The 16,058-nt window shown below is 74.3% G+C and carries 16 protein-coding genes; 10 read left to right on the top strand and 6 right to left on the bottom strand.

Annotated elements, in window-relative coordinates; genetic code table 11:
• Positions 1–124 precede the first annotated feature (124 nt).
• Positions 125–664, top strand: coding sequence for an SRPBCC family protein (locus O2W14_RS04480; RefSeq protein ID WP_269174878.1), 540 nt, complete (start codon positions 125–127; stop codon positions 662–664).
• A 213-nt stretch (positions 665–877) separates the two neighbouring features.
• Here O2W14_RS04480 and O2W14_RS04475 read toward each other — a convergent pair whose 3' ends face one another.
• Positions 878–3,484: a DEAD/DEAH box helicase gene (locus tag O2W14_RS04475; RefSeq protein WP_269174877.1), complete on the bottom strand. Its 2,607-nt coding sequence runs from the start codon at positions 3,482–3,484 to the stop codon at positions 878–880.
• Positions 3,485–3,647: 163 nt separating this feature from the next.
• Between O2W14_RS04475 and O2W14_RS04470 the strand changes: the two genes are divergently transcribed.
• The 3 genes from O2W14_RS04470 (at position 3,648) to yidD (ending at position 5,433) form a co-directional block, all read left to right on the top strand.
• Complete coding sequence (locus O2W14_RS04470; RefSeq protein WP_269174876.1) at positions 3,648–3,797, top strand: hypothetical protein; 150 nt, start codon at positions 3,648–3,650, stop codon at positions 3,795–3,797.
• A gap of 293 nt (positions 3,798–4,090) precedes the next feature.
• Positions 4,091–4,948: an SDR family oxidoreductase gene (locus tag O2W14_RS04465; protein WP_269174875.1), complete on the top strand. Its 858-nt coding sequence runs from the start codon at positions 4,091–4,093 to the stop codon at positions 4,946–4,948.
• On the top strand, positions 4,948–5,433 hold the full coding sequence (gene yidD, locus O2W14_RS04460) for a membrane protein insertion efficiency factor YidD (RefSeq protein WP_269174874.1): 486 nt from the start codon (positions 4,948–4,950) through the stop codon (positions 5,431–5,433). The genes O2W14_RS04465 and yidD overlap by 1 nt, the downstream gene beginning before the upstream one ends.
• 57 nt (positions 5,434–5,490) lie before the next feature.
• On the opposite strand, the gene mmuM is transcribed toward yidD, so the two are convergent.
• The 3 genes from mmuM to O2W14_RS04445 form a co-directional block, all read right to left on the bottom strand.
• The gene (gene mmuM / locus O2W14_RS04455; protein WP_269174873.1) at positions 5,491–6,384 is read right to left on the bottom strand and encodes a homocysteine S-methyltransferase; all 894 of its coding nucleotides are present in this window, start codon (positions 6,382–6,384) and stop codon (positions 5,491–5,493) included.
• A 38-nt stretch (positions 6,385–6,422) separates the two neighbouring features.
• Positions 6,423–7,241 (bottom strand): hypothetical protein, encoded by an 819-nt coding sequence (locus tag O2W14_RS04450; RefSeq protein WP_269174872.1) that lies wholly within the window; start codon positions 7,239–7,241, stop codon positions 6,423–6,425.
• 104 nt (positions 7,242–7,345) lie between these two features.
• Positions 7,346–7,972 (bottom strand): hypothetical protein, encoded by a 627-nt coding sequence (locus tag O2W14_RS04445; protein WP_269174871.1) that lies wholly within the window; start codon positions 7,970–7,972, stop codon positions 7,346–7,348.
• Between the two features lie 71 nt (positions 7,973–8,043).
• Here O2W14_RS04445 and arfB point away from each other — a divergent pair, with 71 nt between their 5' ends.
• Positions 8,044–8,481 (top strand): alternative ribosome rescue aminoacyl-tRNA hydrolase ArfB, encoded by a 438-nt coding sequence (gene arfB, locus O2W14_RS04440; RefSeq protein WP_269174870.1) that lies wholly within the window; start codon positions 8,044–8,046, stop codon positions 8,479–8,481.
• A gap of 91 nt (positions 8,482–8,572) precedes the next feature.
• Here the strand turns inward: arfB and O2W14_RS04435 are convergent, their stop codons facing one another.
• On the bottom strand, positions 8,573–9,007 hold the full coding sequence (locus O2W14_RS04435) for a hypothetical protein (RefSeq protein WP_269174869.1): 435 nt from the start codon (positions 9,005–9,007) through the stop codon (positions 8,573–8,575).
• A 300-nt stretch (positions 9,008–9,307) separates the two neighbouring features.
• Positions 9,308–9,457, bottom strand: coding sequence for a hypothetical protein (locus O2W14_RS04430; RefSeq protein ID WP_269174868.1), 150 nt, complete (start codon positions 9,455–9,457; stop codon positions 9,308–9,310).
• A gap of 213 nt (positions 9,458–9,670) precedes the next feature.
• Between O2W14_RS04430 and O2W14_RS04425 the strand changes: the two genes are divergently transcribed.
• The 5 genes from O2W14_RS04425 to O2W14_RS04405 all read left to right on the top strand — a co-directional run bounded on the left by O2W14_RS04425 (position 9,671) and on the right by O2W14_RS04405 (position 16,029).
• Positions 9,671–10,057 (top strand): hypothetical protein, encoded by a 387-nt coding sequence (locus O2W14_RS04425; RefSeq protein ID WP_269174867.1) that lies wholly within the window; start codon positions 9,671–9,673, stop codon positions 10,055–10,057.
• Positions 10,058–10,083: 26 nt separating this feature from the next.
• Positions 10,084–10,410 (top strand): MmcQ/YjbR family DNA-binding protein, encoded by a 327-nt coding sequence (locus tag O2W14_RS04420; RefSeq protein WP_269174866.1) that lies wholly within the window; start codon positions 10,084–10,086, stop codon positions 10,408–10,410.
• A 104-nt stretch (positions 10,411–10,514) separates the two neighbouring features.
• Positions 10,515–13,088: a molybdopterin oxidoreductase family protein gene (locus tag O2W14_RS04415; RefSeq protein ID WP_269174865.1), complete on the top strand. Its 2,574-nt coding sequence runs from the start codon at positions 10,515–10,517 to the stop codon at positions 13,086–13,088.
• Positions 13,088–15,628 carry a nitrite reductase large subunit NirB gene (nirB, locus tag O2W14_RS04410; RefSeq protein ID WP_269174864.1) on the top strand — a complete coding sequence of 847 codons (2,541 nt, stop codon included), beginning with the start codon at positions 13,088–13,090 and terminating at the stop codon, positions 15,626–15,628. The genes O2W14_RS04415 and nirB overlap by 1 nt, the downstream gene beginning before the upstream one ends.
• Positions 15,625–16,029, top strand: a complete 405-nt coding sequence (locus O2W14_RS04405) for a Rieske (2Fe-2S) protein (RefSeq protein WP_269174863.1) — start codon at positions 15,625–15,627, stop codon at positions 16,027–16,029. The genes nirB and O2W14_RS04405 overlap by 4 nt, the downstream gene beginning before the upstream one ends.
• Positions 16,030–16,058 lie beyond the last annotated feature (29 nt).

The following is a 16,058-nucleotide window of genomic DNA, read 5'->3' as shown; positions in this document are numbered from 1 at the left end:
ATGCCACGTGCATCGTCACCGGACGGTCTCGTCTTGATCACCCCGTCGGGGCACTCCCGCGCGACCTGGGACACCCACCGGCTCCCACGTGGACATCCGCCGCGGAGGTGAGCAGGCTCGGGTGGTGCCCCGTCCTGCGCCGTCCTACCGGTTCCGCAGCACCTGGCGGGTGGCCGGCACCGTGGCCGAGGTGCAGGCGGTGCTCAGCGACCCGGGGTCGCTGACCCGCTGGTGGCCCTCGGTGTACCTCGCCGTCGTGCCGGTCGCCGACGGCCGTACGGACGGCGTGGGCCGCAGCGTGGAGCTGTCCACCACCGGCTGGCTGCCCTACACGCTGCGCTGGACGCTGACGATCACCGAGACGATGACCGACACCGGCTTCGCCCTGTCCGCGGCCGGTGACCTGGTCGGCTCCGGCCGCTGGACGTTCGTCCCCGACGGGCCCGAGGTGGTGATCACCTACGACTGGTCGGTGGCGGCGGCCAAACCGCTGCTGGCCCGGCTGAGCTGGCTGCTGCGCCCGGCGTTCGCCGCCAACCACCGCTGGGCGATGGCCCGCGGCGAGCAGAGCCTGGCGCTGGAGCTGCGCCGCCGTCGGGCCACCGGGGTGGAGGTGCCCCCGCCGCCCGGGCCGACCTTCCGCCGGCTCAGCCGGGCGAGGTGACCCGGGCGGGCAGCTCCACGTCCTCGGGGCGGTCGGCGTGGGCCAGTCGGACGCCCTCCGGCACCGGGAGGGGTCTGGCGCACGGTCGAGTCCTGCCCCCGGGTGGGGGCAGGGCTCGACCGTGCGCGTGGACGTGCTCGCCCGTGCCGTCCCGGTCGACGGCAGAGCGGACGGGCGGGGCGGAAGGGCAGGACGGTTGCGGCCGGTCCCGCCTCAGTCCTTGCGGCCGGCGTCCACGACGCGCATGACGAGCACGCCCTCCTCGTCGGAGGCGTCCAGGTCGATCTCGGCGTCGAAGCCCCAGTCGTGGTCGCCGGCCGGGTCGTCCAGGATCTGCCGCACCTGCCACAGTCGCGGGTCGCTCTTGTCCACGATGAGCAGCGCCGGGCCGCGGGCGTCGCCGCCGGTGTTGAGCTCGCCGTGCTCGGCGAAGTAGGCCTGCACGACCTCACCCCACCGGTCGGCGTCCCAGCCCGACGCCGCGTCGAGCTCGCCGAGGTCGTACCAGCGGCGCCGGGTGATGAGGTCGACCCGGCGGAAGAGGGAGTTGCGCACCATCGCGGTGAACGCGCGCTCGTTGCCGGTGAGCGGGCGCGGGCGGGCCGGCACCGACACGGGGGCGTCCAGCGGGCCGGAGGGGTTGGTCAGCTCCTCCCACTCGTCCAGCAGCGAGGAGTCGACCTGGCGCACCAGTTCGCCCAGCCACTCGACGAGGTCGGTGACCTCCTCGGTGCGCGCGTCGGCCGGGACGCCGGAGCGCAGCGCCTTGAACGCGTCCGACAGGTACCGCAGCACCGCGCCCTCGGAGCGGGTGAGCTGGTAGGTGTTCACCAGCTCGCGGAAGGTCATCGCCTGCTCCCACATGTCCCGCACGACCGACTTCGGTGACAGCTGGGCGTCGGCGACCCACGGGTTGGACGAGCGGTAGGTCTCGAACGCGTACTCCAGCAGCTCCTCCAGCGGCTTGGGGTAGGTGATCTCCTCCAGCAGCTCCATGCGCTCGTCGTACTCGATGCCCTCGGCCTTCATCTGCGCGACCGCGGCGCCCTTGGCCTTGTTGAGCTGCGCGGCCAGGATCTGCCGCGGGTCGTCCAGCGTCGCCTCGATGACCGACACGACGTCCACGACGTAGGTGTCGCTCTCGGCGTCCAGCAGCCCGATCGCGGCGAGGGCGAAGGTCGACAGCGGCTGGTTGAGCGCGAAGTCCGGCGGCAGGTCGACCGTCAGCCGGTAGCGGCGGCCGTCGGGCTCGGGCTCGGCGAGGCGCTCGATGACCCCGGCCTGCAGCAGACCTCGGGCGATGCCGATCGCCTCGCGGACGTGCCGGCGCTGCCGTGAGCGCGGCTCGTGGTTGTCGGTGAGCAGGTGCCGCATCGCCGCGAACGGGTCGCCGGGGCGGGCGAGCACGTTGAGCAGCATCCCGGTGGAGACCTTGAAGTGGCTGGTGAGCGGTTCGGGGTCGGCGTTGATCAGCCGCTGCTGGGTGGCCTCGCTCCAGGGCACCATGCCCTCGGGGGCCTTGCGGCGCACCAGCTTGCGGCGCTTCTTGGGGTCGTCGGCGACCTTGGCGAACTGCTTGAGGTTCTCCACCTCGTGCTCGGGCGCCTGGACGACGACGGTGCCGGCGGTGTCGTAGCCCGCGCGCCCGGCGCGGCCGGCGATCTGGTGGAACTCGCGGGCGTTGAGCAGCCGGGTGCGGGTGCCGTCGTACTTGCTCAGCGCGGAGAACACCACGGTGCGGATCGGCACGTTGATGCCCACGCCCAGGGTGTCGGTGCCGCAGATGACCTTGAGCAGCCCGGCCTGGGCCAGCTGCTCGATCAGCCGCCGGTACTTGGGCAGCATGCCGGCGTGGTGCACGCCGATGCCGTGGCGCACCAGCCGCGACAGCGTCGTCCCGAACGCCGAGGAGAACCGGAAGCCGCCGATCATGTCGGCGATCGCGGCCTTCTCCTCCTTGGTGGAGACGTTGACGCTCATCAGCGCCTGCGCGCGCTCGAGCGCGGAGGCCTGGGTGAAGTGGACGACGTAGACCGGCGCCTGCTTCGTGCTCAGCAGCTCGTCGATCGTCTCGTGCATCGGCGTGGTCGCGTAGTAGTGCGACAGCGGCACCGGGCGCTCGGCGTTGGCCACGAGCGCGGTGGGCCGGCCGGTGCGGCGGGTGAGGTCCTCGCGCAGCGCGGTGACGTCCCCGAGGGTGGCGCTCATCAGGAGGAACTGGGCGTTGGGCAGCTCGATCAGCGGCACCTGCCAGGCCCAGCCGCGGTCGGGGTCGCCGTAGAAGTGGAACTCGTCCATCACGACCAGGCCGATGTCGGCGTCCGGGCCCTCACGCAGCGCGATGTTGGCCAGCACCTCGGCGGTGCAGGCGATGATCGGGGCGTCGGCGTTGACGCTCGCGTCACCGGTGAGCATGCCGACGTTGGCCGCACCGAACACCCCGCACAGGGCGAAGAACTTCTCGCTGACCAGGGCCTTGATCGGTGCGGTGTAGAAGCTGACCCGGTCGGTCGCCAGGGCTGCGTACTGCGCGCCGGTGGCCACCAGCGACTTGCCCGAGCCGGTCGGGGTCGCGAGCACGACGTTCGCGCCGCTGACCAGTTCGATCAGCGCCTCCTCCTGTGCCGGGTAGAGCACCGTGCCCGACGCCTCGGCCCACTGGGCGAACCGCGCGAAGACGGCGTCCGGGTCGCTGCCGAGGGCCATGAGGTCGGACAGGTCGTCGGGGTCGGCGATCAGCGGCGTCGCGCCTGCGGAGGGCAGCGCGGAGGCGGGGGAGTCGGCCGGGGTCGAGTCGGTGCCGGCGGGGGAGAGCGTCATCGTGCCCTCCAGCGTGCCCGATGCCGGTCGCGTTCTCGCGCGGGGCTGCGAACGGCCTGGTCACCCGTTCGGGTCACGAACAGATCTCGGCGGGTCGATCCGTGCATGAAGCAGCGAACAGTGGGACATTAGGTGAACGAGAGGTTAACGAGAGGTGGATGTCATGCGTGAGAACCTGTGCCCGGAGCTGCACTGGGTGGCCGTCGTCGATGCTGCCGGACGGCGTCGTCTGGAGATGCGCTGGGACCGGCCCGTCAGCTCGGTCGTCCCGATGCGCAGCACCATGGCGGCGACCGCGTCCCGCGCGGCCTGACCCGACACGGCCCCACCGGCTCGCGGTGGGACCGGCAGGACACCGACCCGGCGACCCGGGAGGTGCCGAGGCGCACGACCTGCGCTCCTCGCCACCTCCCGGGTCGCTGGCCGTCCGGGCCCGTCCGGCCAGGACAGCGACGGGCCGGTCGGCGCCGCGGGGTGCACGCCCCGGGTTCACCGCCGCCGGGCCCGGGTAGGCGACGAGTGAGCGGCACCGGGCCGGCCGCACCACGAGCCGGCCGCGTGAGCAGAGCGCGGGAGTGCCGCCCCAGCGTCAGCAGGAGGACCACCATGTCGTCACCGCGCCCCGAGTCCCAGCCCGAGCAGCAGCAGACCCCGCCCGGCGTCCTCGCCGAGATGACCCCGAAGCCCGACCACGGCGAGGAGAGCTACGTCGGCTCCGGCAAGCTCACCGGCAAGCGGGCCGTCATCACCGGCGGCGACAGCGGCATCGGCCGCGCCGTCGCGATCGCCTTCGCCCGCGAGGGCGCCGACGTCCTCATCTCCTACCTGGACGAGCACGAGGACGCCCAGGACACCGCCAAGTACGTCGAGCAGGCCGGCCGCAAGTGCGTGCTGGTGCCCGGTGACCTGTCCGACCGTGCGCACGCCAAGACGATCATCCCGAAGGCGGTCGAGGAGCTGGGCGGGATCGACATCCTGGTCAACAACGCCGCGTTCCAGATGACCCACCAGACGCTGGACGAGATCAGCGACGAGGAGTGGGACCACACCGTGGCCACCAACCTCACCGCGATGTTCATCCTGTGCAAGGACGCCGTCCCGCACATGGGGCCGGGCTCGGCGATCGTGAACTCGTCCTCGGTGAACTCCGACATGCCCAAGCCCACCCTGGCGCCCTACGCCATGACGAAGGCCGGCATCGCCAACTTCACCGCCAGCCTCGCGCAGATGTACGGCGACAAGGGCATCCGGGCCAACAGCGTGGCTCCGGGACCGGTGTGGACCCCGCTCATCCCGGCGACCATGCCCCCCGAGCAGGTGGCCAGCTTCGGCTCGGAGGTCCCGCTGGGTCGCGCCGCCCAGCCGGCCGAGCTGGCACCGGCCTACGTGCTGCTGGCCAGCGACGAGGGCAGCTACATCTCCGGTGCCCGGCTCGCCGTCACCGGTGGGAACCCGATCCTCTGATGGTGTTCGTCTGGGGCTGGGGCGGTGGGGGACCACGTCGTCGACGCGGCTTCAGCCGCCCCGGCTCGGGCTACGGCTACGGCTACGGCCCGCCACGGGGCTACGGCGGGCACGGGCCCGGCTACGCGCGCAACGACTCGTGTCTGCGGAACCTGCTGTTCTTCAACACCGGCTGCTGCCTGGCCCAGGCGCTGGGCTGCGGCCTGGACCTGTTCCTGGTCGCCCCCGCGACCCTGCGTCGGGTCCGCGCCGGGACACCGGGCGGCCGGGTGGTCGACCGGCTGGTCGCGGCGGTGCGGGTCTACCAGCGGGAGGTCAGCCCGCGCCGCGGTGCGTGCTGCCACTTCACGCCGACCTGCTCGGCGTACGCGATCGAGGCGCTGGAGGGGCACGGGGCGCTGCGCGGCAGCTGGCTCACCGTGCGGCGGCTGGCGCGCTGCCGGCCCGGGGGCCGTCGCGGCGCGGACCCGGTGCCCGCCGGCTGAAGGACCCCGCTGCCCCAGCACTCGCGAGCTCGTGACGGGGCCTGCAGCGGGGCCGTGTCACCGGACGGCGTCGGCGATCGCGCGGACGTCGTCCGGTCGCACCCGGCAGCAGCCACCGACCAGCCGCGCCCCGGCGGTCACCCAGGCCCCGACGTCGCCCACCCCGGTCGTGCCGGTCCAGCGGCGGGCGACGGCGTCCCAGGTCTCGCCGCTGTTCGGGTAGGCCACGACCGGCTTGCCGCTGGCCGCCCGCGCCGCCGCGACGGCCGGGACCACCGTCGCCGGATCGGTGCAGTTGACGCCCACGGCCACCACCTGCGCGACCCCGCGGGCCATGCCCAGGACGTCGGCGACGGGCTCGCCCCGGCGGGTGCGCACCACGCCGTCCGGTCCGGTGACCGCCGAGACCGACAGCCACACCGGGACGTCGAGGGCGGTGACCTCGTGCAGCAGCGCCTCGACCTCGGCGGCCGCGGGCAGCGTCTCGCAGGCCAGCACGTCGGCGCCGGCCTCGGCGAGCACCTCCAGCCGCGGCCGGTGGAACGCGCGCAGCGCCGCGACCGGGACGGAGGTGACGTAGTCGCCGGAGTACTCCGAGCCGTCGGCGAGGTACGCGCCGTACGGGCCCACGGACCCCGCGACCCAGCTCCCGGGCGCACCCTCCCGGGCCAGCGCCACGGAGCGGGCCACGAGCGCGCGTGCCTCGTCGGCGCCGATGCCGGCGGCGGCGAACCCGGGGACGGTCGCCTGGTAGCTGGCCGTGGTCGCCACCTGGGCCCCGGCGGCGGCGAAGGCGGCGTGCGCGGCGACGATCGCACCGGGTTCGTCGCGCAGCAGCCGGGCCGACCACAACGCCGACGTGACGTCGTGTCCCCGGGACTCCAGTTCGGTGGAGAGGCCACCGTCGAGCACGACCGGTCCGGTGGCGAGGGCGGCGGCGAGGCTGGTCACGGGTCCATGGTGCCGCGCCGGGGCCCGCGCCGGTGACGTCAGGCGGTGTGCACCCGACGGTGGTCGGCGGCCACGAACGCCACGGCCAGCGCCAGCGGCGCTGCGCCCGACAGCAACGTCATGCCCAGGACGTCGCCGAGGCCGGCCGCGGCACCGGAGGAGGCCAGCAGCGACCAGCCCAGTGCGGTCATCGGCACGGTGACCACCCCGGTGCCCAGCGCGGCACGGATGCGGGAGGCCCGCCCGTCGGCGTGGGCCAGCGCACCGGCCAGCAGCGCGGCGACCAGCGGGACCAGGCAGCGCACGGCCAGCCCGCCGGGCTGTTCCCCGGTGCCGGCCCACGAGGTCAGCGACAGCGCGGAGGTCAGCGAGACCACCATCGCGCCGATCACCAGCAGCCACCACACCCGGACGGCGCTGGGGGAGTCGAACGTGCGTTCCGGGCGCACCGCGCGGCCGGCGGCCCAGACGCACAGCGCACCGCAGAGCAGCAGGAAGGTGACCAGCGACTGCGGGACGGCGCCCACGGCACCACCGGCCCGCTGCGGCAGCTGCCAGGGCTGGTCGCCGAGCAGGGCCAGCAGGACGGTGAGCCCGGCGGTGAGCGGTACCAGCAGCCGCACCCGGGTGCCGGTGACCGGGGCAGGGGCGGCGGCCGCGTCCAGCTGCGCGGCGCGGTCCAGCAGGTCGCGGAACCGCTCGTCCTGGGCGGCGGCGAACGCCCGGTCGTCCTCGGTCTGGGCGGTGTCGGTGTGCGTGACGTCGGGCTGCGCGGCGTCGGGCTGCTCGGCGGTGGTGTTGCCGGTGAACGCGGTGTCGGTGACCAGCTGCAGGTGGCTCGTGCTCCGGGTCGTCACGTCCTGAGCGTCACACGCAGTGACCGGCCCGGCGAGCCGGGTGGGTGACGTGCACCCGACCGGGCGACGCCGACGTCACCCAGCGGGAACGGCCGTCCCGTCGCTCACCCGGTCGGGTCCGTACGGGGAAGGAGTGCCAGCACCGCGGCGACGGGTGCAGCACCCAGGACGGCCGTCGGCCACAGTGAGCCCAGCGCTGCTGGCAGGAGCCCCTCCGGTGCGGCGTACAGCGACCAGCTCAGGGCGGTCAGGGGCACGCCGACCACTGCCGTGCCGAGGACCGCACGCAGCTGGGCAGGCCGACCGGCCGGGCGCGCGATCAGACCGACGACCAGGGCCGGGAGTGCGGTGAAGAGCCAGTTGAACACCGGGATCACCGCGCCCCCGTCCGGGTCGGCCAGGGCCGCGAGGTGGGCGCTGTCCCATCCGTGCAGCAGCACGGCGAGCAGCCCGACCAGCCACCAGCCGACCGCGACGGGCGCCGGCAGCTGCCAGGGCCGGGTGAGGACCGCGGCGACACCCAGGCAGAGTGCGCCGGCACCGGCCAGGAGCGCGAGCAGGCTCGGCGGGACGTCGGCGACCTGCCAGCCCGACGTCGTCCGCGCCGGCGACGGCCAGCCGAGCGCCCCGACCACCGCAGCGAGGACGGTGAGCGCCAGGGCCGCACCGCCCAGCCCGAACGCCTCGCGGCGGCCCAGGCCCGCGGCGACGTGCGGACGGCGCGAGGTCATGTGCGCCAGCGTGGCAGGCGCTCCCGGGGAAGTCGGTGGTCCGCGCCGACACGACCAGGGAGGATGGGTCCGTGGCCGGTGACGACGCGTTCGGAGACCTCCCGGTCGTCGGGTCGCTCGTCGTCCCGGCGTCGGCGCTGTCGTGGCGGTTCTCCCGGTCGTCCGGGCCCGGCGGCCAGGGTGTGAACACCGCCGACTCGCGGGTCGAGCTGGTGGTCGCCCCGCTGGAGCTGGCCGGGCTGACCGAGACCCAGCGGGCGCGGCTGACCGAGCGGCTCGGGCCCCGGCTGGTCGACGAGCTGCTCACCATCGCCGCCAGCGAGCACCGGCAGCAGCTGCGCAACCGTGAGGCGGCCCGGGATCGGCTGGCCGCCGTCCTGCGCGCCGCCGTCGCCGCCCCGCCGCCGGCCCGCCGGAAGACCAAGCCCACCCGCGGGTCGAAGGAGCGGCGGATCAAGGCGAAGAAGGAACGCGGGCAGACCAAGCGGCTGCGCGGCGGCTGGGACTGAGGTCGGCTGCCCGCGCAGTACGGTCCGTCGTCCTCCGTGGCCTCCAGGTGGAGGGCCGGTCCGAAGGCCCGTAGCCCGGGTGCGGCAGCGGTCAGTCCGGCGCGGAGTCGCCCACGACGTGCTCGACCGGCAGGTGCAGGGACCGCTCGATCCGGCTCGGCAGGTCCGCGCGCAGCCAGCGCGAGAGCCCTGACCGCAGGGTCGACACCACGACCTCGTCGGCGCCGAACCGGCGGAGCGCCAGTCGCGTGGCCTCCAGCGGGTCCCGGTCACCGACCTCGCCTTCCGCGGGCGCCCCCAGCGCGCGGACCTCGTCCAGTGCGCGCGTCAGCCGCTGGGCGGCGAGGGCGTGCGCGTGGTCGGCCGGCGGGCCGCTGCCGACGGTCGCCCGCTCCTGGTCGGCGATCGGCGTCGCCGGCACGACGATGTAGAACTCGTGTGCGCCGGAGGCGATCCGTTGCCGGACCGTCTCCAGCAGCTGCGGGCCGGCGAGGGTCTGGTTGGCGAGGATCAGGCAGCGTCGCATCGTCTCTCCGCCTCTGGGCGACAGGGCTCGTGCACCTCGACGGTAGGACGGGCTCGCCGCGGGGACCAGAGCCTGCTGCGCGGCGGGTCCTCCCGGTCGTCCGGGCCCGGCGAGCAGGGTGTCGACACGGCCGACCCGCAGGTCGAGCAGGTCGTTCCGCCGCTGGCACTGCCCGGGCGCACAGGCACCCAGCGTGCGCGGCTGACCGAGCGGCTCGGACCCCGGCTGGTCGACGGGCTGCTCACCCTCGCCGCCGGCGAGCACCGGCAGCAACTGCGCAACCGCGAGGCCGCCCGCGCCTCAGCTGCGGCGCCTGAGCGACGACCCCACCAGCACCCCGGCCAGCGCCCAGAACGCGCCGACCCCCACGCCGGCGAGCACCACCCAGAACGGGACCCGCAGCTGGTCCGTCGCCACGTGCACCAGCCGCTGCTCTGTCGTCTCGTCCATGGGCTGGAGCCTGGCCGAGTCGCCCTGCGCCCGCCAGCCCCCGCGACACGGCTCCCGGCCGGGACGGCGACAGGTGGCCGCGTCCCCCTCGGAATCGGCCAGGAGCTGCTCGAGACGGCACGGGTCGTGGCCGCCGGCCGGTGGAGTGCGTACGGTCCGGCCGTGCGGCGGGGGCTGACCAGGTGGGCCGGAGCCCCGCGGCGGGTGCGGGTGGTGGCCGCAGCGACGGTGCTCCTGCTCGGCTACGGGACGGTCGTGCACGTCGTCCAGCTGGTGGCCGCGGACCTCGCCCCGTACCCGGCCCTGCCCGGCTGGCTGCGGGGGTACTTCACCGGTCTCACCGTCCTCGACCCGCTGGCCGCCGTCCTGCTCGCCCGTGCCCGGCGGAGCGGCGTCGTCCTGGCGGTGGGCGTCCTCGTCACCGACGCCGCGGCCAACGCCTGGGCGAACCTGGTGCTCGACCCGAGCCCGGGCCTGACCCCCGGCCGGGTCGGCACCGCGGTCCTCACCGTGCTGGCGCTGGGCCTGGTCGTCGCCGCCCGGCCGCTGTGGCGGCACGCCGAGCACGACCGGGACAGCGGAGCCGCACCCGACCGCTGACCGCTGCGGGCCCCTACCGTGCGGGCGTGGACCTCGACCGGGCCGTCGCTGCGGTGCTCGCCCTGCCCGGCGTGACCGAGGCCGACCACCACGGACGGCGCTCGTTCCGGGTCGGCCCGACGAAGGTCCTGGCCACGGTGCCCGCCGCCGGCGTGCTGAACGTGCTGGTCGGCGAGGACCTGGCCGCAGCGGTGTCCGCACAGCCCGGCGTCACACCGCTCACCTGGGGCGCGACGACTCCCGGCGTCCGGGTCGAGCTGGCCGTCGTCGACCCCGACCTGCTCGACGAGCTGCTGCTCGCGGCCTGGTCACGCCGCGCCCCGGCGTCCCTGCGCCGGCAGCTGCCCGACTGAGGGCCTCGGCCGCACCGTCACCCCCGGCTAGGTGTGAGGTCGACGGAACGCGACCTTGACGCGGGCGCAGCGGAGGGGAAACCGCACCACCGCAGTCTCGGTTCGTGTCCACCGCCGTCTCGCTGCCGCACCCGGGCACCGGCACGCGCACCACGGCCACCCACTGCCCGTACTGCTCGCTGCAGTGCGGCGTCACGATGACCGCCGGCGACCGCCCGGCGACGCTGGTGCCCGCGGACTTCCCGGTCAACCGCGGCGGGCTGTGCTCCAAGGGCTGGTCGGCCCCCGAGCTGCTCGACCACCCCGAGCGGCTGACCCGGCCGCTGGTGCGCGCCGTCCCCGGGAACCGCACCAGCCCGCTGGTGGAGACCAGCTGGGACGAGGCGCTGGACCGGGTCGTCACCGCGATCACCGCCACCCAGCAACGGCACGGCCGGGACGCCGTGGGCTGCTTCGGCGGCGGCGGGCTGACCAACGAGCAGGCCTACCAGTTCGGCAAGTTCGCCCGGGTCGCGCTGCGCACCAGCGCCATCGACTACAACGGCCGGTTCTGCATGTCCTCGGCGGCGGGCGCGGCGATCAAGGCGTTCGGGCTGGACCGCGGCATGCCCTTCCCGCTGGCCGACGTCGCCGCGGCCGACGTCGTCGTGCTGGTGGGCAGCAACCCGGCCGACACCATGCCGCCGGCGATGCAGTACTTCGACGCCGGCCGCGCGCGGGGCGCCGAGCTGATCGTCGTCGACCCCCGCCGCACCAGCACCGCGAAGAACGCCAGCCTGCACGTGCAGCCGCTGCCAGCCACCGACCTGGCGCTGGCCAACGGGCTGCTGCACATCGCGCTGGCCGAGGGCCTGGTCGACGAGGGCTACGTCGCCGCGCGCACCACCGGGTTCGACGACGTCCGGGCCGGGGTCGCCGGGTACTGGCCCGACCGGGTCGAGCGGCTCACCGGGGTGCCGGTCGCCCAGCAGCGCCGGATCGTCTTCGCCCTCGCCCGCGGGAAGCGGTCGATCATCCTGAGCGCCCGCGGCGCCGAGCAGCACCGCAGCGGCACCGACACCGCGCTGGCCTGGATCGACCTGGCCCTGGCCCTCGGCCTGCCCGGTCGCGAGGGCAGCGGCTGGGGCACCGTGACCGGCCAGGGCAACGGGCAGGGCGGGCGCGAGCACGGGCAGAAGGCCGACCAGCTGCCCGGCTACCGGAAGATCACCGACCCGGCCGCCCGCGCTCACGTCGCCGCCGTCTGGGGCGTGGACCCCGAGTCGATCCCCGGCCCCGGGCGCAGCGCCTTCGAGATGCTCGACGCGCTCGGCACCGACGGCGGCGTCCGGGCGATGCTGGTGCTCGCCTCCAACATCGCCGTCTCCGCGCCCGACGCCCGCCGCGTCATCAGCCGGCTCGGCGACCTGGACTTCCTCGCCGTCAGCGACTTCTTCCTCTCCGAGACCGCCGAGCTCGCCGACGTCGTCCTCCCCAGCGCCATGTGGGCCGAGGAGGAGGGCACGATGACCAACCTCGAGGGCCGGGTGATCCGCCGCCGCCAGGCGATGAGCGCTCCCGACGGGGTGCGCGACGACCTCCAGCTGCTGGCCGAGCTGGCCGGCCGGCTGGGGGCTTCCGGGTTCAGCGGGGACGCCGAGACGGTCTTCGCCGAGCTCGGCCGGGCCAGCGCCGGCGGGACGGCGGACTACGCCGGCATCAGCTACGACCGCATCGATGCCGAGGACGGCGTGTTCTGGCCCTGCCCGGACCCCGAGCACCCCGGCACGCCGCGGCTGTTCACCGAGCGCTTCGCCACCCCCGACGGGCGGGCGCGCTTCCACCGCGTCGAGCACGTCGACGCCCACGAGCGTCCCGACGGCGACTACCCCTACGTGCTGACCACCGGCCGGGTGCTCGCCCAGTACCAGTCGGGCACCCAGACCCGCCGCTCCCGCAGCCTGCAGCTCATCGCCCCCACGCCGCGCGCCGAGCTGCACCCCGACCTCGCCCGGTCCCTGGGCATCGCCCACGGGGACGTCGTCGAGCTGGCCACCCGCCGCGGCCGGGCCCGCTTCGCCGCCCAGGTCACCGACACGATCCGGCCCGACGTCGTCTTCGTCCCCTTCCACTGGGGCGGCGGCGCCAGCGCCAACGCGCTCACCGACCCAGCCCTCGACCCGACCAGCCGGATGCCGGCCTTCAAGGTCTGCGCCGTCGCCGTCACCCGCGTCGGGGTGGCCGAGGAGCGCATCCCGGCGCCCGAGGCGGCCGCCCAGCCCGCCACCCCGGCACACCAGACCCCCACGGCCCACACCCCGCACGCCCCGTCACGGAGGAGGACCACCAGCGTGAAGAGCACCCCGCGCTTCCTGCAAGGCGTCTACCCGATCACCGGCGAGGGGCTGGGCAAGCCCGGCCCGGTCGATCCGGCGCTGCGCTACCAGGTGCCGGAGGGGAAGACGGCACAGGCGCTGTACTTCCGCGGCGGCAACTCCACCGCCGAGCTGGTCTACCTGCTGCTGGTGCGCGACGGGGAGCCGATGCGCTGGTTCCCGATCGGGGCCAAGGGCGACTGCCACGTGCCGCTGCGCGTGGTGGAGGACCTCGACGGCGGCACCGTCGTCGAGCTGCACGCCGCAGCGCCGCTGGGCGTCACCGGCGAGATCGTGGTCGACCTGGGACTGGTGGAGGTCTGATGACTGCTGTGCTCGGTGGGCGCCCCGAGGGCGTGAGCACGCTGCACTTCGCGATGGACGAGGCCGACGGGATCGACACCCGCCAGCGCCTGGTCGTCATCGGCAACGGCATGGCCGGGGCCCGGGTGGTCGAGGAGGTGCTCGAGCGCGGCGGCGGCGAGCAGTTCGCGATCACCGTGTTCGGCGAGGAGCCGCACGGCAACTACAACCGGATCATGCTCAGCCACGTGCTGGCCGGCGAGGAGCACGAGGACGACATCGTCCTCAACAGCCACGACTGGTACGCCGACAACGGCGTCGTCCTGCGGGCCGGGGTCCGGGTGGTGCGCATCGACACCCACGCCAAGGTGGTGCACGCCGCCGACGGGACGACGACGCCCTACGACCAGCTGGTCATCGCCACCGGCAGCCGCTCGTTCGTCCCGCCGATGACCGGGCTGTACTCGGGCGAGGACCAGCTACTGCCCGGCGTCTTCGGCTTCCGCACCATCGACGACACCCGCGCGATGCTGGCCGCGGCGGCCGAGCACGACAAGGCCGTCGTCGTCGGCGGTGGGCTGCTGGGCCTGGAGGCCGCCCGCGCGCTGCAGGGCCACGGCCTGGCCGTCGAGGTCGTGCACGCCGGCACGCACCTGATGAACCAGCAGCTCGGCGCGGAGGCCGGCGCCATCCTGGCGAAGAGCGTCGAGGCGCTGGGCATCGTCGTCCACCTGGCCACCCGCACCACCGAGGTCATCGGTCCCGACCGGGTGCGCGGCGTCGTCCTCGCCGACGGCCGGGCGATCGACGCCGACATGCTCGTCCTCGCCGCCGGCATCCGGCCGGTCACCGAGGTCGCCCTGATGAGCGGCATCGAGGTCGAGCGCGGCGTCGTCGTCGACGACCAGCTGCGCACCGACGACCCCGACGTGTACGCGGTGGGGGAGTGCGCCCAGCACCGCGGTGAGCTCTACGGCCTGGTCGCCCCGGTGTGGGAGCAGGCCAAGGTGCTCGCCGACCTGCTCACCGGCACCGACCCGACCGCCGAGTACCACGGCTCCCGCACGGCCACGAAGCTCAAGGTCGCCGGGGTCGACGTGGCCACCATGGGCATCAGCAAGCCCGAGCGGGACAGCGACGAGTTCCTGGTGATCTCCGAGCCCAAGCGGGGCGTGCACCTGAGCGTCGTCGTCCGCGACGACAAGCTCATCGGCGCCACGCTGCTCGGTGACACCCGCAAGGTCGCCTACCTGACCCAGGCCTTCGACCGCGGCACCCCGCTGCCGGAGGAGCGGATCAAGCTGCTGGTCGACCTCTCGGACGGCGCCGCCGAGGTGGGCGTGGCCGAGCTGCCGCACGACTCGCAGGTCTGCAACTGCAACGGCGTCACCAAGGGCGACATCTGCGGGGCCGTGGCCGGCGGCTGCGGCAGCGTCGGGTCGGTCATGGACACGACCCGGGCCGGCAAGGGCTGCGGGTCCTGCAAGGGCCTGGTCAAGCAGATCGTGGAGTGGGCCGCCGACGGCGACGTCGTCGAGGACCCCACCGCCAGCTGGTACGTCCCCGGCATCCCCATGGCGAAGCCCGAGTTGATGGCCGCGATCCGCGAGCAGGGTCTGCTGAGCCCCTCGGCGGTGTTCGCCGCGCTGGCCCCCGGTGGTGCGGAGGACGCGAAGTCCAAGATGGGGCTGACGTCGCTGCTGCGGATGATCTGGGGCAAGGACGCCGTCCAGGAGAACGACGCGAAGTTCATCAACGACCGCGTGCACGGCAACATCCAGCGCGACGGCACGTTCTCCGTCGTCCCGCAGATCAAGGGCGGGGTCACCACCCCGGCGCAGCTGCGGAAGATCGCCGACGTGGCCGAGAAGTACGAGGTCCCGATGGTCAAGATCACCGGCGGCCAGCGGATCGACCTGCTCGGGGTCCGCAAGGAGGACCTCCCCGCGATGTGGAACGACCTGGGCATGCCCTCCGGCTACGCCTACGGCAAGAGCTTCCGCACGGTGAAGACCTGCGTGGGCAGCGACTTCTGCCGCTTCGGCCTGGGCGACTCGACCCAGCTGGGCATCGACCTGGAGACCCGGTTCCAGGGCATCGAGAGCCCGGCCAAGATGAAGATGGCCGTGGTCGGCTGCCCCCGGAACTGCGCCGAGGCCTACGTCAAGGACGTCGGCGTCGTCGCGGTCGGGAACGGCAAGTGGGAGGTCTACGTCGGCGGCGCCGCGGGGGCGAGCATCCGCAAGGGCGACCTGCTGGCCACCGTCGACTCACCCGAGGCGGTGATGGAGCTGTCGGGCCGGTTCATGCAGTACTACCGGGAGAACGCCAACTGGCTCGAGCGCACCTACGACTTCGTGCCCCGGATCGGGCTGGAGCGGATCAAGCAGATCCTGCTGGAGGACAGCGAGGGCATCTGCGCCGAGCTCGACGCCAACATGCAGCAGTCCATCGACGCCTACACCGACCCGTGGGGCCAGGACGGCAAGGCCCCGGCCACGCCGGGCCAGTTCCGCACCTCGCTGCCGCTGGTCGAGCTGCCGCTGGTGCCGGTCCGATGAACCTCACCCACGACGACGTCGAGTCCCCGACCACCGCACCCGCCAAGGCCGGCACCCCCGCCACCGAGGTCACCGACGGCACGGCCGCCGGCGTCCGGGGCACCCCGCACGTGGTCGGCCGGGTCGAGGAGGTGCCGCCCGGGGAGGGCCGGGCCTTCGTCGCCGGCGGCGTGCAGGTGGCCGTGTTCCGGCTGCGGGACGGCTCGCTGCACGCCACCCAGGCGGCCTGCCCGCACTCCGGCGGACCACTGGCCGACGGGCAGACCGACCTCGACGTGCTGGTCTGCCCGCTGCACCTCTACACGTTCCGCTGGACCGACGGCACCAGCCCCGGCGGCGCCGCACCCGTCCGGCAGTACCCCGTGCACGAGGAGTCCGGCCGGCTCGTCGTCACCGTCTGACGAAGGACCCCGCTGCCCCCCACCACTCG

The sequence above is a fragment of the Modestobacter sp. VKM Ac-2986 genome, from assembly GCF_026967795.1.
In the GTDB taxonomy this organism is placed as follows: Bacteria; Actinomycetota; Actinomycetes; order Mycobacteriales; family Geodermatophilaceae; genus Modestobacter.
Note: the sequence above shows the minus strand (reverse complement) of the source record. Positions and strands in the feature narration are given on the sequence as shown.

Coding starts and splice junctions, on each gene's coding strand:
- O2W14_RS04475 (WP_269174877.1), bottom strand. CDS start 3,484: ATGACGCTCTCCCCCGCCGGCACCGACTCGACCCCGGCCGACTCCCCC.
- O2W14_RS04470 (WP_269174876.1), top strand. CDS start 3,648: ATGCGTGAGAACCTGTGCCCGGAGCTGCACTGGGTGGCCGTCGTCGAT.
- O2W14_RS04465 (WP_269174875.1), top strand. CDS start 4,091: ATGTCGTCACCGCGCCCCGAGTCCCAGCCCGAGCAGCAGCAGACCCCG.
- yidD (WP_269174874.1), top strand. CDS start 4,948: ATGGTGTTCGTCTGGGGCTGGGGCGGTGGGGGACCACGTCGTCGACGC.
- O2W14_RS04445 (WP_269174871.1), bottom strand. CDS start 7,972: ATGACCTCGCGCCGTCCGCACGTCGCCGCGGGCCTGGGCCGCCGCGAG.
- O2W14_RS04435 (WP_269174869.1), bottom strand. CDS start 9,007: ATGCGACGCTGCCTGATCCTCGCCAACCAGACCCTCGCCGGCCCGCAG.
- O2W14_RS04430 (WP_269174868.1), bottom strand. CDS start 9,457: ATGGACGAGACGACAGAGCAGCGGCTGGTGCACGTGGCGACGGACCAG.
- nirB (WP_269174864.1), top strand. CDS start 13,088: ATGACTGCTGTGCTCGGTGGGCGCCCCGAGGGCGTGAGCACGCTGCAC.
- O2W14_RS04405 (WP_269174863.1), top strand. CDS start 15,625: ATGAACCTCACCCACGACGACGTCGAGTCCCCGACCACCGCACCCGCC.